Raw genomic sequence first — 16,307 nt, forward strand, 5'->3', positions numbered from 1 at the left:
CGCAGGGCGCGACAACCTGCCGCTCGGGCAGGTCGAGTGCGAAGTCCATTTCCATTGTTCTCATTCTTGTGAATGCCGAGGGCCACGGAGTATACAGACTTGTCTGTATACTGCTAGCCCCTTGCCATTACTTTCTTATTAGGTCTAACGCCAGGCATGCCGGAGGCGCCTCGGCCGCATCCATGGCGCAGATCCGGAACCGATCGACGGGCGCGGGACAAGCGGTGAAATCCGATCCATCGCCAGCAGTCAGCTTTGGTATGATCGAAAACGCCGAAAATGAAGCCGTGCACCAGAAGTCCCGAAGCCAATGACGAAGACCGCAATATGCCCTTGACGCCCTTCATGACCTCCTCACCTTTGCGCGGCAACTGAAGCCATGCGCAAACTGCTTGCCAGTGCCCTGGCACTGGTCGTCATCGCCGCCCTCTGCGGCTACGGCTTCTGGACCTTGCAGCGTCCAGAGGGGCACTACCTGTCCGACCTGCGCATCGAGCTGGCGCTCAACCAGGGGGTGCCAGGCGAACACGGCAATCTGCTGGGGGTCGAACCGCTGCTGTATCCCAGCGACTACCAGAACCTCACGCGCCTGCATCGCAAGCTGTCGGCCTACCTGGAGCAGGCCCGCGCGCAAGGACTGGTCAATCCGCGTACCGTGGTGGTGTTGCCGGAGCATATCGGCACGTGGCTCTGGGCCCGCGGCGAAAAGCGCGAGCTGTACCAGGTCACTCAGCGACGCGAAGCCGAGCAGTGGCTGGAGCTGAGCAATCCGCTGCGCTACGGCTTGGCGATGCTGGCCGCCACGGGTGACGATCGCCGCACCGACGCCCACCTGCGCATGAAGGCGGCACAGATGGCCGCCGACTACCAGCAGGTGTTCGGCAGCCTGGCCCGGGAATTCGGCGTCACCCTGGTGGCGGGCTCGATCGTCCTGCCGGCTCCCTACGTCGAGAACGGTGTGCTGCGCGCCGGCCGCGGCCCGCTGTTCAACAGCAGCCTGGTGTTCGCCGGCGATGGCTCGGTGCTGGGCCAGCCACAGCACCAGCAGTATCCCGACAGCGAAACCCGCCGTTACATCCACGATGGCCAGCGTCACCCTCTGCAGGTGCTGCAGACCCCAGCGGGACGCCTGGGCGTGCTGGTCGGCAGCGACAGCTGGTATCCGGACAATTACCGGCAGCTCACCCAGCAGTCGGCACAGTTGATCGCCAACCCGGTCTTCCTCAGTGGCAAGCAGAGTTGGGAGGCACCGTGGCGCGGCAACCGTCATCAGGCCGCAGCCAGCAACCTGCCACTGCAACGCGGCCAGGTCAGTGAACAGGACGCCTGGCAGCAATTGACCCGGACCGCCAACGGCAGCCTCCCCAGCATCAGCGTGTTCATGCGCGGCCAGTTCTGGGAACAGGCCGGAGATGGCCAAGGCTTCGCCAACCAGGCGGGTCACCTGTGGGTTGGCAACAGCAGCCACGGTGCCCGTCTGCTCAACCTGTGGCTGTGACGTCCATGCCTCGCCCGCGCGTGCGCTTGGGAGACCTGTCGGTAGGTTTCGTCCAGCCGCTGGCCGAGGCGCTCATCGCGCTGGGCCACGATCCACAGCCTTTGCTGTCGCGTTACGGCCTGGACGCGCAGCGCCTGGCGGAGCCGGGCGCGCGGCTGTCGATCCCACGCTACATGCACCTGGGCCATGCCGCCATCGCCCTGTCCGGCGAACCGGCGCTGGGCTTGCGCATGGGGCCCTTCAGCCGCCTGGCCCAGGCCGGGCTGGCCGGAGTCACCGCCGCCCAGGCCCCGACGCTCGGCGACGCCGCCCGCACCCTGCTGCGCTTCGAGCCACTGTACGCCGCCAACTACCGCGGCCAGTCGAGCTTTCACGAGGACAGCCAGGGCGCCTGGCTGCGCTTCTACTCCATCAGCCCGTACAACAGCTACAACCGCTTCGTGGTCGACTCGCTGCTCAGCGGCTGGCTGGCGCAGCTAGGCGCCCTGGCGGCAAGGCCGATACAGGCCGAACGCCTGGAAATCGAGTTCGACGCGCCGGCGTATGCCGGGCAGTACCAGGGGCTGTGCGCAGGTCCGATCCAGTTCGGCGCGCCAGCCAACCAACTGCGCCTGAGCCAGGCCACGCTCGCCCTGCCCAACCGGCAGCATTGTCCGAGCACCTGGCAACACCTGCTGCAGCTATGCGAGGCGGAACTGGCCCAGCGCACACGCATCCGCAGCCTGGGCGAGCGCATCACGCACCTGCTCGGGCCGCTGCTCAATGGCGGGCGTGAACCGGATCTTGAAGAAGTGGCGCGGCACCTGCAGCTGCCAACCTGGACCTTGCGCCGCAAGCTGGCCGAGGAAGGCACGCGCTTTCGCAACCTGCTCAACGACACGCGACGCGACCTCGCCGAGACCTATATCCGCGACACGGAACTGGCCTTCGGTGAGATCGCCTATCTGCTGGGGTTCGCGTCGGCCGAGGCCTTCCAGCGCGCCTTCAAGCGCTGGACGGGCCTGACGCCGGGGGAGTTTCGCCGCCATCAGAGGCAAGTGGGCTAGAGCTCGGTGGCGTCGTCCGCCGGTTCCGGCAGGTCCAGTTCACAAGCGTGGAATTCGAGCAGTTCTTCCTGGTAATCGTCCATTGTGTACACCTTCGTTCATCGTTCTTCGGTCTTTGCGCCAACCTAAGCCAGCGCAATGAAGGAATGATTACACCCCCATGAACGATAAACGTAGCCAGCGTCCGGGAAGTTATCGACGCGTCAGAGTGGCGCAGGCGCCTGCTCCGGCGCTGGCGCCTCCGGCTGCATCTGGATCGGCGCAGGCTCGACGGGCGGCGCGATGGGCTGTGAACCCTTGCTGTCATCCACTACCGGGGCCGCAGGGGCTTCATGGGAGGGCACTGGGGCCTCTGGCGCGACAACAGGGGCAGGTACCGGGGCAGGCGCCTCCGGCACGCTGCTGGCGACCGGCGGGGCTGGCGCCAGGGCTGCGGGCGCAGGTTCCGGCAGCCCGAGGTCGGCGGCAGGTTTCTCCACCTTCGGCTCGGCAGCCGGCTCGGTTTTCTCCGGTTTCTTCGGCTTCGGCAGGTAGCTTTCCACCAGGGCGAAGTAGCGATCGTAGAACTGTGCGGCAGTCACCGTCTCGCTGGCGACCTTGACCATGGAGTCGTCGGTGGAACCGATCGGCATCGACACCGACCCCAGCACACCGACGCCAAGGCTGGCGGACGTATTGGATTTCTTCAGGGTGTAGCGATCCTGCAGGGCATTGGCGAACATGGTCGAACGCTGCCGGTCGCTCATGTCCGGCACGCAGGTGATGTTGAAGCTGATCTGCAGGTGGTTCTCGGCGTTCTGCTGGAAGCTCTTGTTGCCGACGACCTGGTTGGCACCGCTGCTGGTGATGATGTACCCCTGGCTGAGCAGCGCACGTCGCGCGGCTTCGCAGGAGCCCGCCTCACTGGTGTCGAAACTGCGCGAAAAGGTGCCCGAGTCGTCGAAGTTCTCGTGCTCGTAGACTGCGGTTTTTTTCGAGGAGCAGCCGGACACGCCCGCCAGCACCAGGGCCAGCCCGAGCGCAGCAAAGACGGTTGATCTAGACATTGCCAATTCCGGGAAGAAACGAAGGGGCGTATTGTGCATCACATCGATCGGTCGCTGAAACCATTGATCGGTGAAGAGTCTGTCAGCTTGGGTAAATCCTGGCGCAGGATCGAACGCGTCGCTGAAACGAAAAAAGCGACCCTGAGGTCGCTTTTCCGTTGCTCCAAGGCGTTCAAGGGGCCTCGGGGCGAAGATGGCGCAGCGGACGGGACTCGAACCCGCGACCCCCGGCGTGACAGGCCGGTATTCTAACCGACTGAACTACCGCTGCGTATCGTTCAGGCTTGCACCCGATTGAAACTGGGATCTGAGCTTTCCAGCGCAGGAGCGCGAAAGCCAGGCACAAAAAAGGCGATTGCTCATCGCCTTTTCTGGTTTGCTTCGAGCGTTCAAGGGGCTCGTAGCGGAAGATGGCGCAGCGGACGGGACTCGAACCCGCGACCCCCGGCGTGACAGGCCGGTATTCTAACCGACTGAACTACCGCTGCGTATCGTTCAGGCTTGCGCCTGATTGAAACTGGGATCTGGCCTTGCGGCCTCAGACCGGTGCAAGCACCCATCTGGAGAAAAATGGCGCGGCGGACGGGACTCGAACCCGCGACCCCCGGCGTGACAGGCCGGTATTCTAACCGACTGAACTACCGCCGCGCATAGCTGGACTTGCGTCCTGTTCCTCTCTGCCAGATCGCTTCTTTCGAGGCGCCTGAACCAGGAACGATCTCAGGAAGTGGTGGGTGATGACGGGATCGAACCGCCGACCCTCTGCTTGTAAGGCAGATGCTCTCCCGGCTGAGCTAATCACCCCCGCGATGTTGCTTGTTGCGTTTGCTTCGCTGAGGCCGCGAAATTTACGCAGGTACCGATGCTAAGTCAATACCCCCATTGAAGTTTTTTTTCAAAAAGGGGAAAAACAGCTGCGAGCTTAAAGCGGTAAGCGACAAGAAAAAGCCCCATCGCCTGCACCACCTCTTCGATTCTGGAAAAGAACAAGGGGACCTCTCGGTCCCCTCTTGCAGCTTGCGGCTAATAGCTTGCAGCTCAGGTGTAGATCATCTTGCGGGTCATCCCGCCATCGACCACGAACTCCTGACCAGTGACGAACCCCGCCTGGCGCGACAACAACCATGCCACCATCGCGGCCACATCCTCCACCGTCCCTACCCTGCCCGCCGGATGCTGGGCATGATCGGCTTCGCTCAGGGGCTCGGCGCGGCGCTGCGACGGATCACGCGCATCGATCCAGCCCGGGCTCACCGCGTTGACGCGAATCTCCGGCCCCAGGCTCATGGCCAGGGCATGGGTCAGCGCAAGCAGGCCACCCTTGCTCGCGGCATAGGCCTCGGTGTCCGGCTCAGACTGCCGGGCGCGCGTGGAGGTCAGGTTGACGATGGCGCCACCATGAGCGCGCAGATAAGGCGCACAGTGCTTGGCCAGCAGCATCGGACCGTTGAGATTGACCGCCAGCACCCGATTCCACTGCGCCAGGGAAAGGCTCTCCAGGGTCTGGTTGTGCGGATTGGCGATCGCCGCGTTGCACACCAGCGCGTCCAGGCGGCCGAACTGCCCCAGCACCTCGGAAACTCCCGCGCTGACCTGCGCTTCGTCGGCCACATCCATGGTGATGAAACAGGCGTTGTCGCCCAGCACCTTCGCAACCTGGGTGCCACGAGGGCGATCCAGGTCGCTGAGCACCACCTGCCAGCCTTCGCAGATCAACCAGGCGGCGATACCCAGGCCGATGCCGCGCGCGGCACCGGTGACCAGGGCCACCCGGCCGTTATGGCCGGGTTCGCCGCCCTTCCAGTCGATCACAGCGCCGCCAGGCCGCGGGCAAGATCGGCTTGCAGGTCGGCCACGTCTTCCAGGCCCACCGCCACGCGGACCAGGCTGTCGCGGATGCCGGCCGCTTCACGCTCCTGCGGCGTCAGACGGCCGTGGGAGGTGGTCGCCGGGTGGGCGATGGTGGTCTTGCTGTCACCGAGGTTGGTGGTGATCGAGATCACCCGGGTGGCGTCGATGAAGCGCCATGCGCCTTCCTTGCCACCCTTGACCTCGAAGCTGACCACCGCGCCGAAGCCACTCATCTGGCGCTTGGCCAGTTCGTGCTGCGGGTGGCTTGGCAGGCCTGCGTAGTGGACCTTCTCGATACCGTCCTGCTGCTCCAGCCACTCGGCCAGCGCCTGGGCGCTCTCGCAATGGGCGCGCATGCGCAGCTTGAGGGTTTCCAGGCCCTTGGTGAACACCCAGGCGTTGAACGGGCTGAGGGTCGGGCCGGCGGTGCGCAGGAAGCCCACGACTTCCTTCATCTGCTCGCTGCGCCCGGCCACCACGCCGCCCATGCAGCGACCCTGGCCGTCAATGAACTTGGTCGCCGAGTGGAACACGATGTCGGCGCCGAGTTTGAGCGGTTGCTGCAAGGCCGGGGTGCTGAAGCAGTTGTCCACCACCAGCATCGCGCCGCGAGCGTGGGCGATTTCGGCCAACGCGCCGATGTCCACCAGCTCGGCCAGCGGGTTGGACGGCGATTCGACGACCAACAGTTTGGTATTGGCCTTGATGGCCTTTTCCCAACCGTTCAGATCGACCAGCGGCACATAGTCCACCTGCACGCCGAAACGCTTGAAATACTTCTCGAACAGGCTGATGGTCGAACCGAACACGCTCTGCGACACCAGCACATGATCGCCAGCGCTGCACAGCGACATCACCACGGCGAGGATCGCCGCCATGCCGGTGGAGGTCGCCACGGCCTGCTCGGCGCCCTCCATGGCCGCCAGGCGCTCCTCGAAGGCACGCACGGTCGGGTTGGTGTAGCGCGAATAGACATTGCCCGGTGTTTCGCCAGCAAAGCGCGCGGCGGCGTCGGCGGCCGTGCGGAAGACATAGCTGGAGGTCAGGAACAGCGCTTCGCTGTGCTCGGCCTCCGGTGTACGGTTCTGACCGGCGCGCACCGCCAGGGTGTCGAAACCGACACCCTCGAGGTCACTGTCCAGTCGACCGGCATCCCATTGTTCGGTCATGCCGTCGCTCCCAAATCAGTTGTTGTACAGGTCGATGATCGCGCTGACCGCCTGGTTCTTCACCTTGGCCAGGTCATTACGGGCCTGCTCGATACGATCGAGATAGGCTTCGTCGATATCGCCGGTGACGTACTCACCGTTGAACACCGCGCAATCGAAATGCTCGATCTTGATCTTGCCGCCACCGACCGATTCGATCAGGTCCGGCAGGTCCTGGTAGATCAGCCAGTCGGCGCCGATCAACTCGGCCACCTGGTCGGTGGTACGGTTGTGGGCGATCAGTTCGTGAGCGCTCGGCATGTCGATGCCGTAGACGTTGGGGTAGCGCACCGCAGGGGCCGCGGAACAGAAGTAGACGTTCTTGGCGCCGGCTTCGCGGGCCATCTGGATGATCTGCTTGCAGGTGGTGCCGCGCACGATCGAGTCGTCCACCAGCATCACGTTCTTGCCGCGGAACTCCAGCTCGATGGCGTTGAGTTTCTGGCGCACCGATTTCTTGCGCGCGGCTTGGCCGGGCATGATGAAGGTACGGCCGATGTAGCGGTTCTTGACGAAGCCTTCACGGAACTTGACGCCCAGGTGGTTGGCCAGCTCGAGGGCGGCGGTACGGCTGGTGTCCGGGATCGGGATGACCACGTCGATGTCATGGTCCGGGCGCTCGCGCTGGATTTTTTCGGCCAGTTTCTCGCCCATGCGCAGGCGCGCCTTGTACACCGAGACACCGTCCATGATCGAATCAGGACGAGCCAGGTAGACGTGTTCGAAGATGCATGGCTGCAGCTTCGGATTCTCGGCGCACTGCTTGGTGAACAGCTGGCCTCCCTCGGTGATGTACACCGCCTCGCCCGGGGCCAGATCGCGGATCAGGGTGAAGCCGAGCACGTCCAGGGCCACGCTTTCCGAAGCGATCATGTACTCGACGCCCTCGTCGGTGTGACGCTGGCCGAACACCACCGGGCGGATGCCGTTGGGGTCGCGGAAGCCGACGATACCGTAGCCGGTGATCATCGCCACCACGGCGTAACCGCCGACGCAACGGCTGTGCACGTGGGAAACGGCGGCGAACACGTCTTCTTCGGTCGGCTGCAGCTTGCCGCGCACGGCCAGTTCGTGGGCGAACACGTTCAGCAGCACTTCGGAGTCGGAGTTGGTGTTGACGTGGCGCAGGTCGGACTCGTAGATCTCCTTGGCCAGCTGCTCGACGTTGGTCAGGTTGCCGTTGTGCGCCAGGGTGATGCCGTACGGCGAGTTGACGTAGAACGGCTGAGCCTCGGCCGAGGTGGAGCTGCCGGCGGTCGGATAGCGGACGTGGCCGATGCCGATGCTGCCGACCAGGCGCTGCATGTGGCGCTGCTGGAAGACGTCGCGCACCAGGCCGTTATCCTTGCGCAGGAACAACCGGCCGTCGTGGCTGGTCACGATACCGGCAGCGTCCTGGCCGCGGTGCTGGAGCACGGTTAGCGCGTCATACAGCGCCTGATTGACGTTCGACTTACCGACGATACCGACGATGCCACACATGCGACGCAACCCCTACTTTGATGAAACTTGAGTGAAGAGCGCTCAGGGCCTGGCCGGCCCGAGCAGCTGCTCCTTGAACGGAAGGTCAACGGGTGCGCTGACCCCACTGGACATCCACTGGCCGGTGAACCCGAGTATGAGGTTCTTCGACCAGTCGGCTACCAATAGAAATTGTGGTATCAGGCGCGATTCCTGCCACCACGGATCCTGTTGCACCGGCCCCAGGCTCAGCAGCCCGACGGCCACCACCACCAGCAGTCCGCCTCGCGCGGCGCCGAAGGCCATGCCGAGGAAGCGATCGGTGCCGGACAGCCCGGTCACGCGGATCAGCTCGCCGATGAGGAAATTGAGCATCGCCCCGACCAGCAGCGTGGCGACGAAAAGAATGGCACAGCCGGCGATGACCCGCGCGGACGGTGTCTGGATATAGCTTTCAAGATACTGCGCGAGCGACCCGCCGAACATCCATGCCACCGCGCCGGCGACAATCCAGATGAGCAGGGACAAGGCTTCCTTGACGAAGCCGCGCTTGAGACTGATCAGTGAGGAAACAGCGACGATCGCGATGATCGCCCAATCAACCCAGGTAAATGCCACGGAGTAGCCTGCCGACGTTTGAGGCGGCGCATTTTACCAGAGCACGGGGCTTGGGGTAAGCGGAATGTCAGGTGTTTGCAGGGCTGCAGGCTGACTCCCGAGACAGCTTTGTGCCTTGAAAATTGGCCGTTCAGCCCGTTCGGGCGTCATCGCCGGCGATAGGCCGCAAAGCGGCCCCACCGCCTGGACTTAACCGCGCTCCGGCTGGAAGCGCACGACGAACCCTTTCAGGCTGTGCTGGCGATTGATCACATCGCGCAGGCGCTCCGCCTCGGCCCGCTCGATCAACGGTCCGACGAACACCCGGTTCATGCCATCGGCCGAACGGATGTAGGCGTTGTAGCCCTGGCTGCGCAGGGTCTTCTGCAGGTTGTCGGCACCGGCCCGGTTGGACAGGCTGGCCAGCTGGATCGACCAGCTCACCGGCAGGCCATTGGCATCGATCTTGGACGGCGCGGCCTGCTTGGCCGTTGCGGCCGTCGCCGCGGGGGCGGTAGCCGGCGCAGGCGCCGGACGGGCCTCGGCCTTGGGCGTAGGCACTGGCGTCTGCGGCTTGGGCTGAGCTTGCGGCGCCGGAGCGATCGGCTGACTGGGCGTGGTGACCGGCGCGGTGGACTCGTTGACCACCACCGGCGGCTGATCTCCCTGCTCCGGCAACGGTTGCGGCTCCGGCACCTGGACTGGCTCCACCTGCACCTGGGGCAGGCTTGGCATGGCGGGCGCTTGCGGCGCCTCGACGCGCACCTGGCGCATCTCGTCCTCGCGGGTAAACAGCATCGGCAGGAAGATCACCGCCAGCGCCACCAGCACCAACGCACCGACCATGCGCTGCTTCATCCCTTTATCCAGCACTGCCATCTACTCCATCCTCGGGGACCTGCCGCTCGAGCCAGGCCAGAGCCTCGCCGACGCAGAAAAACGAACCGAACAGCAGGATCTGATCATCCGCCGTTGCCTGGACGCACTGCCCCTCGAGGGCAGCGTCGACACTGGCGTAAGACTTCACCGGCACGCCGAGGTTCGTCAAGGCCTGGGCCAGCTCCGTCACCGAGCGGCTGCGTGGCGTATCCAGCGGCGCCACCGCCCAGTCGTCGACCAGGCTGCGTAACGGCGCGAGCACCCCCTGCAGATCCTTGTCGGCCAGCAAGCCAAACACCGCCAAGCGCCGGCCCTTGACGGGACGTGCGGCCAAACGGCGCGCCAGGTATTCAGCGGCGTGCGGGTTGTGGCCGACATCCAGCAGCAACTCCACACGCTTACCACGGAACGACAGCGCTCGCCGGTCGAGACGGCCGGTGATACGTGTATCCAGCAGGGCCTGGCGGACCTTGCAGGCATCCCACGGCAAATCCATCAGCAGGAACGCCTGCAGTGCCAGGGCGGCATTTTCCATGGGCAGGTCGAGCAGCGGCAGATCGTGCAGCTCCACGGGCGTCCCGTCAAGCTGGCAGCCCCGCCATTGCCAGTGCGTAGCGCTGCTCGCCAGGTCGAAATCACGGCCGCGCAGGAAGAATGGGCAATCCAGCTCACGCACCTTGTCCAGCAAGGGCCCGGGCGGATCCAGGTCACCGCACAACGCCGGCTTGCCCTGACGGAAGATCCCGGCCTTTTCGAAGGCCACCGACTCACGGGTATCGCCCAGGTAATCAGCGTGGTCGACACCGATGCTGGTGACCAGCGAAACGTCGGCATCCACCAGGTTGACTGCGTCGAGCCGGCCACCCAGGCCCACTTCGAGCACCACGGCATCCAGCGCCGACTGCCTGAACAGCCAGAACGCCGCCAGGGTACCCATTTCGAAATAGGTCAGCGAGATCTCGCCACGTGCGGCCTCCACGGCAGCGAACGCTTCACACAGGCGCTCATCAGTGGCCTCGCGGTCGTCGATCAGCACCCGTTCGTTGTAACGCAGCAGGTGTGGCGAGCTGTACACCCCGACCTTGAGCCCCTGGGCCCGCAGCAACGACGCCACGAAGGCGCACGTCGAGCCCTTGCCGTTGGTGCCGGTCACCGTCACCACCCGCGGTGCCAACCGACCCAGGCCAAGGCGCGCCAGCACTTGCTGCGAGCGCTCCAGCCCCATGTCGATGGCCGAAGGGTGCAACTGTTCGAGGTAGGCGAGCCAGTCGCCCAGGCTGCGCTGGTTCATCACGCGACCGCGGCGACCTCTTTGGCCTCTTCCGGGGTAGCCTGGCCGGTCATCTGCGCCAACAGGCGAGCCAGGCGCGGACGCAGCTCGTCACGGGAGATGATCAGGTCGATGGCACCGTGCTCCAGCAGGAACTCGCTGCGCTGGAAGCCTTCCGGCAGTTTCTCGCGCACGGTCTGCTCGATCACGCGCGGACCGGCGAAGCCGATCAGTGCCTTCGGCTCGCCGACGATCACGTCGCCCAGCATGGCCAGGCTGGCGGAAACACCGCCGTAGACCGGATCGGTCAGGACGGAAATGAACGGAATGCCTTCTTCGCGCAGACGCGCCAGCACGGCGGAGGTCTTGGCCATCTGCATCAGCGAGATCAACGCTTCCTGCATACGCGCGCCACCGGAGGCGGAGAAGCAGACCATCGGGCAACGGTGCTCCAGGGCGTAGTTCGCGGCGCGCACGAAACGCTCGCCGACGACGGCACCCATGGAACCGCCCATGAAGGAGAACTCGAAGGCGCTGGCCACGATCGGCATGCCCATCAGGGTACCGCTCATGGAGATCAGCGCGTCCTTCTCGCCGGTCTGCTTCTGCGCGGCGGTCAGGCGGTCCTTGTACTTCTTGCCATCACGGAACTTGAGGCGGTCGACCGGCTCCAGCTCGGCACCCAGTTCGGCGCGGCCATCCTGATCGAGGAAGATGTCGATGCGCGCACGTGCGCCGATGCGCATGTGGTGGTTGCACTTGGGGCAGACGTCGAGGGTCTTTTCCAGCTCCGGACGGTACAGCACGGCCTCGCAGGACGGGCACTTGTGCCACAGCCCTTCCGGCACCGAGCTCTTCTTCACCTCGGAACGCATGATCGAAGGGATCAGTTTGTCTACCAACCAGTTGCTCATGCTTTTCTTCTCCAGTATTGGCCGGGGAAGCCTTTTCGGCCCCACCCCGCCCTTGAGCTCAAATTCTTCTGCAAAGCGACGACGGGCCGGCCATGGCATCACCACGCACCGCCCCATCTCCAATATTTTCCCGGAATGCCATCCGCGCTGGCGCGGCCTGGCAGCACCGGGCTGCGAAAGCTATGGACGATGGCGCGCGGCCAGCCGTCACATCGACGTTCAAGCCTGCCTGACCGCACGCATGAAGGCGTCGATCTTATCGGCGTCCTTGATGCCCTTGGCCTGCTCGACACCGCCACTGACATCCACCGCGTAGGGCCGCACCTGGCGGATGGCCTCGGCGACATTGTCGGCCGACAGACCGCCCGCGAGGATGATCGGCTTGCTCAGGCGCGACGGTATCAATGACCAGTCGAAGGATTCGCCGGTTCCCCCCGGCACGCCCGGCACATAGGCATCCAGCAGAATGCCGCGGGCGCCCGAGTAATGCTGGCAGGCCGCCTCCAGGTCATCACCGGGACGTACGCGCAAGGCCTTGATCCAGGGACGGTGGTAACCCTCGCAATCGGCCGGGGTTTCATCGCCGTGGAACTGTAGCAGGTCCAGCTGAACGACTTCGAGGATCTCGTTGAGCTCACAACGCGGGGCATTGACGAACAGACCCACGGTGGTGACGAACGGTGGCAGCGCGTTGATGATCGCCCGCGCCTGGCGCACGTCCACCGCCCGCGGGCTTTTCGCATAGAAGACGAAGCCGAGGGCGTCGGCACCCGCCTCGACGGCGGCCAGGGCATCCTCGATGCGAGTAATCCCGCAGATCTTGCTGCGAACGTAGCTCATGGACGGCGAACCTTGAGTGATCGGGAAAGCGCCGATGGTAGCAAATGACTTTTGCCCCGTCAGTGCGCCAGCGCCTCGTAACCGGTAAGAAAGTGTGGGCCGATGTAACGCTGCGGCAACGCGTATTCTTCCGGGTACTCCACCTGCACCAGGTACAGCCCGTAGGGATGCGCGGTGACGCCGCCCTCGCGGCGGTTGCGCCCCTCCAGCACTTCGCGGGCCCACTCCACCGGGCGCTCGCCGGCACCGATGGTCATCAGCACCCCGGCGATGTTGCGCACCATGTGATGGAGAAACGCCGTGGCGCGCACGTCCAGCACGATCATCTGGCCGTGGCGGGTGACGCGCAGATGGTGGATATGCTTGATCGGCGACTTGGCCTGGCACTGGCTGGCGCGAAAGGCGCTGAAGTCGTGGGTGCCCAGCAGGTATTGCGCCGCCAGGGCCATGCGCTCGACATCCAGCGGCCGATGGTTCCAGGTCACTTCTTCGGCCAGGTGCGCCGGGCGGATCGGGTCGTTGTAGATGACGTAGCGGTAGCGCCGGGCGGTGGCCTTGAAGCGGGCATGAAAATGCGCCGGCATGGGCGCCGCCCAGACCACGCTGATATCGTGGGGCAGGTTGAAGTTGCTGCCCAGGGTCCAGGCGCGCTCATCGCGCACGGCGCGAGTATCGAAGTGCACGATCTGCCCGCAACCGTGGACGCCGGCATCGGTACGCCCGGCGCAGATCACCGAAATCGGCTCGTCGGCCACTTTCGACAGCGCCTGCTCCAGGGCCTGCTGGACACTGGGCACGCCACTGGCTTGGCGCTGCCAGCCGCGATAGCGCGAACCCTTGTATTCCACGCCCAGGGCGATGCGCGTGTAGCCTTCGGCTGCCGACTCGGCGGCGGCGGTGTCGATGATGTCCAAGAGCGGGAAACCTGATGATGAAACGAAAGGCGCGAGTATACCGGCAAACCGCGCAGAGGCCGAAATGATCGCGGGGCAAGCCCACTCCCACGGCAGGCGTGAGAGCCGACTTGCCCCGCGCTGGGTACCGCCGCCTCAGACCAGCCGCGACAACATATCGTTGGCTTCCTGGCGCTGGTTGTCGTCGCCGTCCTTGACCACTTCATCGAGAATGTCGCGGGCGCCCTGATGGTCGCCCATGTCGATGTAGGCACGGGCCAGGTCGAGCTTGGTGGCCACCTCGTCGGCGCCGGAGAAGAAGTCGAAGTCCAGGTCGTCCAGCGGCTCCGGTTCCAGCGCGGCGTCCTCGGCGGTGAAGTGCGGCTCGAGCGACGGGGTCTCGAGGTTCTGCGACAGCTTGTCGAGTTCGGCGTTGACGTCGTCCAGCTCGGAGGCGAAGTGCTTCGCCGCTGGCGATTCGTCGTCCAGTGACAACGACAGGTCGAAGTCCTCGGGCAGCTCCAGCTCGGAGATCGGGTCGAATTCCGGGATGGCCTCGAACGCCGCGAGCTCGGCCGCCACGTCCACCGCGCCGCCTTCGACCGGGGCTGCCGGCTCCGTGACGTCCAGGTCGAAATCAGCCAGGTCGTCGACATTCTGCGGGGTGGCCTGGGCCTGGGCGAGCAGCGCCTCGAAATCATCATCGGCATCGGGCTCAGCCGGCGTGGCCTCGACCTGGGATGGCGTTTCGGCCTGGACAACGTCGTCCAGCGTCGACGGTTCGAGATGATCGTCCGCAGGCAGGTCGTCGCCCAGGCTGAGATCGAAGGCGCTGTCCAGATCGCCTGCTTCGATGGCCGGGGCCACCACCGGTGCAGGCTCCTGCTCCACCTGCGGCTCAGGCGTCACCTCGGCAACTGGCGGCTCGTCTTCCTGCAGGAGCTCCTGGACGTACTGCTCATCCATCTCCGCGGCCAGCGCCGCAGCCCCCGCCGCGACGGCGGCGACCCCCAGCATTGCCGGGAAACGCTCCTTCAGCGCGCTGACTTCGGCCTGGTTTTCTTCGCTGGCCGCCAGCTTGCGCTCCTGACCGGCGAAGGCATCCTGATCGCCCTGGCGGGCGTAGACCTCCATCAGCTTCAGGCGCAGGTCGCTACGCTGGGGCTCGGAGGCCACAGCCGCCTCCAGCAGGTCGGCGGCATGATTGAGGCGGCCACGGGCCAGACTTTCGTCAACCTCGGCCAGCAGTGCGGCGCGCGGATCCGCCTCGCTCACAACGTCTTCGACGGGTGCCGGTGGCACAGGTTTCTCGGCGGCAACAGCGGCGGCGGCCGAAGCGGCCACCACGGCAGGCGCCAGAGTCACGCTGGGCGCCGAGACGTCGAGGCCCTCGAAGCTGCTCGGCGGCAGGTCAAGGTCGGGGCTGCGCTCGCCCTCCTCGACCAGGGCGCGGGCCATGCGCAGGTGTTTCTCGGCTTCCTGCTGGGCCTTGCGCTTGCGCGCCAGGAGCAGGAGCAGCAACAACAGGACAAGGAATGCCGATCCGGCGATCAGCCCCAGCAGCAACGGGTTGCCCATGAGCTGGTCGACCATGCCGGGCTCTTCGCCGGCAGGCGCTTCGGCCGCCGGCTCCTGCGGTGCGGTGTCGGCAGCCGCCGGCGCCGGGCTGACCACCGGTTCGGCGGGTGTCAGCTGGGCATTGACGGCTGGTTGTGCCGGCGCCGGCTCCCCCGAGAGTGCGGTGGCCGGTGACTGTGGCGCCACCGCGCCTTGTGCCTCCAGGCGCGCCAGCTGGTCGTTCTTGAGCTCGATCAGACGCTGCAGCTTGTCCAGCTGGCTCTGCAGGTCAGTCATGCGGCTCTTGAGCTCATCGTTGTCGCGGCGGCTGGTATCGAGGCTTTCCTGGGCCACCGCCAGCTTGTCGTTGAGCGCCTTGGCGTCACCGGCCGCGCCCTTGGCGTCTGGCGAGACCAGGCGCAGGTTGTCGCCCTGAGCGATACGGGCCGGCGCCGCGCCCGCTTCACCGCGACGGGTGGCATCCAGCTGCCGGGCACGCGGCCCGAGGCGTCGGCCCTCACGCCAGGCGGCGTACTGTTCGGCGACCTCGCGATTGGCGTCGGCCGGGGGAAGGCTCTGCACCTGTTGCTGGTCGGGCAGACGCAGCACCTGCCCGGTCTTGAGCTGGTTGATGTTGTTGCCGATGAACGCGTCCGGGTTCAGCGCCTGGATCGCCAGCATGGTCTGCTGGATCGACCCGCCGTGGGTGTTGCGCGCGGCAATTTGCCAGAGCGTGTCGCGGCGCCTGGTGGTGTAGCTGCCGGCGCTCACCGCCGGGTTGATGTTGGCCTGGGAAGGTTGGCCGCCCTGGGCCTGCGCCTGGTCGAGCAACACGCTGTAGTCGCGCAACAGACGGCCCTGCGGCCACATCACCTGAACCAGGAACTTGACCATCGGCTCCGGAAGCGCCTTGCTGGAGGTGACCCGCAGCACGCTCTTGCCGTTGGGGTTGATCACGGGCGTGAACGTCAGGTCTTCGAGGTAAGGCGGGAAGGCCACCCCGGCCTTGGCGAACTCTTCCGGCGACGCCAGGCTTGGCGCCATCTCCGCCGCGGTGAGGTCGCGCACGTCGAGCAGTTCGATCTCGGCATCCAGCGGCTGGTTCTGCGCCGACTTGAGGGTCAGCTCCCCCAACCCCAGAGCGTTCGCCACGCCGGACGACAGCGCCGAGGCTGCCGCGATGGCCAGAACCAGTTTGCGAATTCGAAGCATGAACTCTTCCCTTGTATGAACCGTCCCGAAAACCC

13 protein-coding genes and 4 tRNA genes are annotated in these 16,307 nt (G+C 65.4%); 2 read left to right on the plus strand and 15 right to left on the minus strand.

Annotated features, from left to right (window positions below):
- Positions 1-379 precede the first annotated feature (379 nt).
- Positions 380-1,498, plus strand: a complete 1,119-nt coding sequence (locus N7422_RS21975) for a nitrilase-related carbon-nitrogen hydrolase (protein ID WP_279808510.1) — start codon at positions 380-382, stop codon at positions 1,496-1,498.
- Between the two features lie 5 nt (positions 1,499-1,503).
- Complete coding sequence (locus N7422_RS21980; RefSeq protein ID WP_279808511.1) at positions 1,504-2,544, plus strand: AraC family transcriptional regulator; 1,041 nt, start codon at positions 1,504-1,506, stop codon at positions 2,542-2,544.
- A gap of 203 nt (positions 2,545-2,747) precedes the next feature.
- Here the strand turns inward: N7422_RS21980 and N7422_RS21985 are convergent, their stop codons facing one another.
- The 15 genes from N7422_RS21985 to N7422_RS22055 all read right to left on the minus strand — a co-directional run bounded on the left by N7422_RS21985 (position 2,748) and on the right by N7422_RS22055 (position 16,272).
- Positions 2,748-3,590 (minus strand): DUF2242 domain-containing protein, encoded by an 843-nt coding sequence (locus N7422_RS21985; RefSeq protein ID WP_279808512.1) that lies wholly within the window; start codon positions 3,588-3,590, stop codon positions 2,748-2,750.
- Positions 3,591-3,784: 194 nt separating this feature from the next.
- Positions 3,785-3,861 (minus strand) — tRNA-Asp (locus N7422_RS21990).
- 140 nt (positions 3,862-4,001) lie between these two features.
- Positions 4,002-4,078, minus strand: a tRNA-Asp gene (locus N7422_RS21995).
- 83 nt (positions 4,079-4,161) lie between these two features.
- Positions 4,162-4,238: transfer RNA gene (locus N7422_RS22000), tRNA-Asp, on the minus strand.
- A gap of 80 nt (positions 4,239-4,318) precedes the next feature.
- Positions 4,319-4,394 (minus strand) — tRNA-Val (locus N7422_RS22005).
- A gap of 234 nt (positions 4,395-4,628) precedes the next feature.
- Positions 4,629-5,402, minus strand: a complete 774-nt coding sequence (locus N7422_RS22010) for an SDR family oxidoreductase (RefSeq protein ID WP_279808513.1) — start codon at positions 5,400-5,402, stop codon at positions 4,629-4,631.
- Positions 5,399-6,610 (minus strand): O-succinylhomoserine sulfhydrylase, encoded by a 1,212-nt coding sequence (locus tag N7422_RS22015; RefSeq protein ID WP_279808514.1) that lies wholly within the window; start codon positions 6,608-6,610, stop codon positions 5,399-5,401. Before N7422_RS22015 ends, N7422_RS22010 begins: the two co-directional genes overlap by 4 nt.
- 15 nt (positions 6,611-6,625) lie before the next feature.
- Positions 6,626-8,131 carry an amidophosphoribosyltransferase gene (purF, locus tag N7422_RS22020; protein WP_279808515.1) on the minus strand — a complete coding sequence of 502 codons (1,506 nt, stop codon included), beginning with the start codon at positions 8,129-8,131 and terminating at the stop codon, positions 6,626-6,628.
- Positions 8,132-8,173: 42 nt separating this feature from the next.
- Positions 8,174-8,728, minus strand: coding sequence for a CvpA family protein (locus N7422_RS22025; protein WP_279808516.1), 555 nt, complete (start codon positions 8,726-8,728; stop codon positions 8,174-8,176).
- Between the two features lie 189 nt (positions 8,729-8,917).
- On the minus strand, positions 8,918-9,586 hold the full coding sequence (locus N7422_RS22030; protein ID WP_279808517.1) for an SPOR domain-containing protein: 669 nt from the start codon (positions 9,584-9,586) through the stop codon (positions 8,918-8,920).
- The gene (gene folC / locus N7422_RS22035) at positions 9,570-10,877 is read right to left on the minus strand and encodes a bifunctional tetrahydrofolate synthase/dihydrofolate synthase (protein ID WP_279808518.1); all 1,308 of its coding nucleotides are present in this window, start codon (positions 10,875-10,877) and stop codon (positions 9,570-9,572) included. Before folC ends, N7422_RS22030 begins: the two co-directional genes overlap by 17 nt.
- Entirely contained in the window at positions 10,877-11,770 is an 894-nt protein-coding gene (gene accD / locus N7422_RS22040; RefSeq protein ID WP_279808519.1) for an acetyl-CoA carboxylase, carboxyltransferase subunit beta, read from the minus strand. The genes folC and accD overlap by 1 nt, the downstream gene beginning before the upstream one ends.
- Before the next feature lie 219 nt (positions 11,771-11,989).
- Positions 11,990-12,610: a phosphoribosylanthranilate isomerase gene (locus tag N7422_RS22045; RefSeq protein WP_279808520.1), complete on the minus strand. Its 621-nt coding sequence runs from the start codon at positions 12,608-12,610 to the stop codon at positions 11,990-11,992.
- Positions 12,611-12,669: 59 nt separating this feature from the next.
- On the minus strand, positions 12,670-13,524 hold the full coding sequence (gene truA, locus N7422_RS22050) for a tRNA pseudouridine(38-40) synthase TruA (protein ID WP_279808521.1): 855 nt from the start codon (positions 13,522-13,524) through the stop codon (positions 12,670-12,672).
- A gap of 135 nt (positions 13,525-13,659) precedes the next feature.
- Positions 13,660-16,272, minus strand: coding sequence for a FimV/HubP family polar landmark protein (locus N7422_RS22055; protein WP_279808522.1), 2,613 nt, complete (start codon positions 16,270-16,272; stop codon positions 13,660-13,662).
- Positions 16,273-16,307: the final 35 nt, after the last annotated feature.

The organism is Pseudomonas sp. GD04091 (assembly GCF_029836165.1).
In the GTDB taxonomy this organism is placed as follows: domain Bacteria; phylum Pseudomonadota; class Gammaproteobacteria; order Pseudomonadales; family Pseudomonadaceae; genus Aquipseudomonas.

Excerpts from the sequence above, each read along its gene's own strand:
- N7422_RS22045 (WP_279808520.1), bottom strand. The coding sequence starts at position 12,610 with ATGAGCTACGTTCGCAGCAAGATCTGCGGGATTACTCGCATCGAGGAT.
- folC (WP_279808518.1), bottom strand. The coding sequence starts at position 10,877 with ATGAACCAGCGCAGCCTGGGCGACTGGCTCGCCTACCTCGAACAGTTG.
- N7422_RS21975 (WP_279808510.1), top strand. The coding sequence starts at position 380 with ATGCGCAAACTGCTTGCCAGTGCCCTGGCACTGGTCGTCATCGCCGCC.
- N7422_RS22030 (WP_279808517.1), bottom strand. The coding sequence starts at position 9,586 with ATGGCAGTGCTGGATAAAGGGATGAAGCAGCGCATGGTCGGTGCGTTG.
- accD (WP_279808519.1), bottom strand. The coding sequence starts at position 11,770 with ATGAGCAACTGGTTGGTAGACAAACTGATCCCTTCGATCATGCGTTCC.
- N7422_RS22055 (WP_279808522.1), bottom strand. The coding sequence starts at position 16,272 with ATGCTTCGAATTCGCAAACTGGTTCTGGCCATCGCGGCAGCCTCGGCG.
- N7422_RS21980 (WP_279808511.1), top strand. The coding sequence starts at position 1,504 with ATGCCTCGCCCGCGCGTGCGCTTGGGAGACCTGTCGGTAGGTTTCGTC.
- N7422_RS21985 (WP_279808512.1), bottom strand. The coding sequence starts at position 3,590 with ATGTCTAGATCAACCGTCTTTGCTGCGCTCGGGCTGGCCCTGGTGCTG.
- N7422_RS22015 (WP_279808514.1), bottom strand. The coding sequence starts at position 6,610 with ATGACCGAACAATGGGATGCCGGTCGACTGGACAGTGACCTCGAGGGT.
- purF (WP_279808515.1), bottom strand. The coding sequence starts at position 8,131 with ATGTGTGGCATCGTCGGTATCGTCGGTAAGTCGAACGTCAATCAGGCG.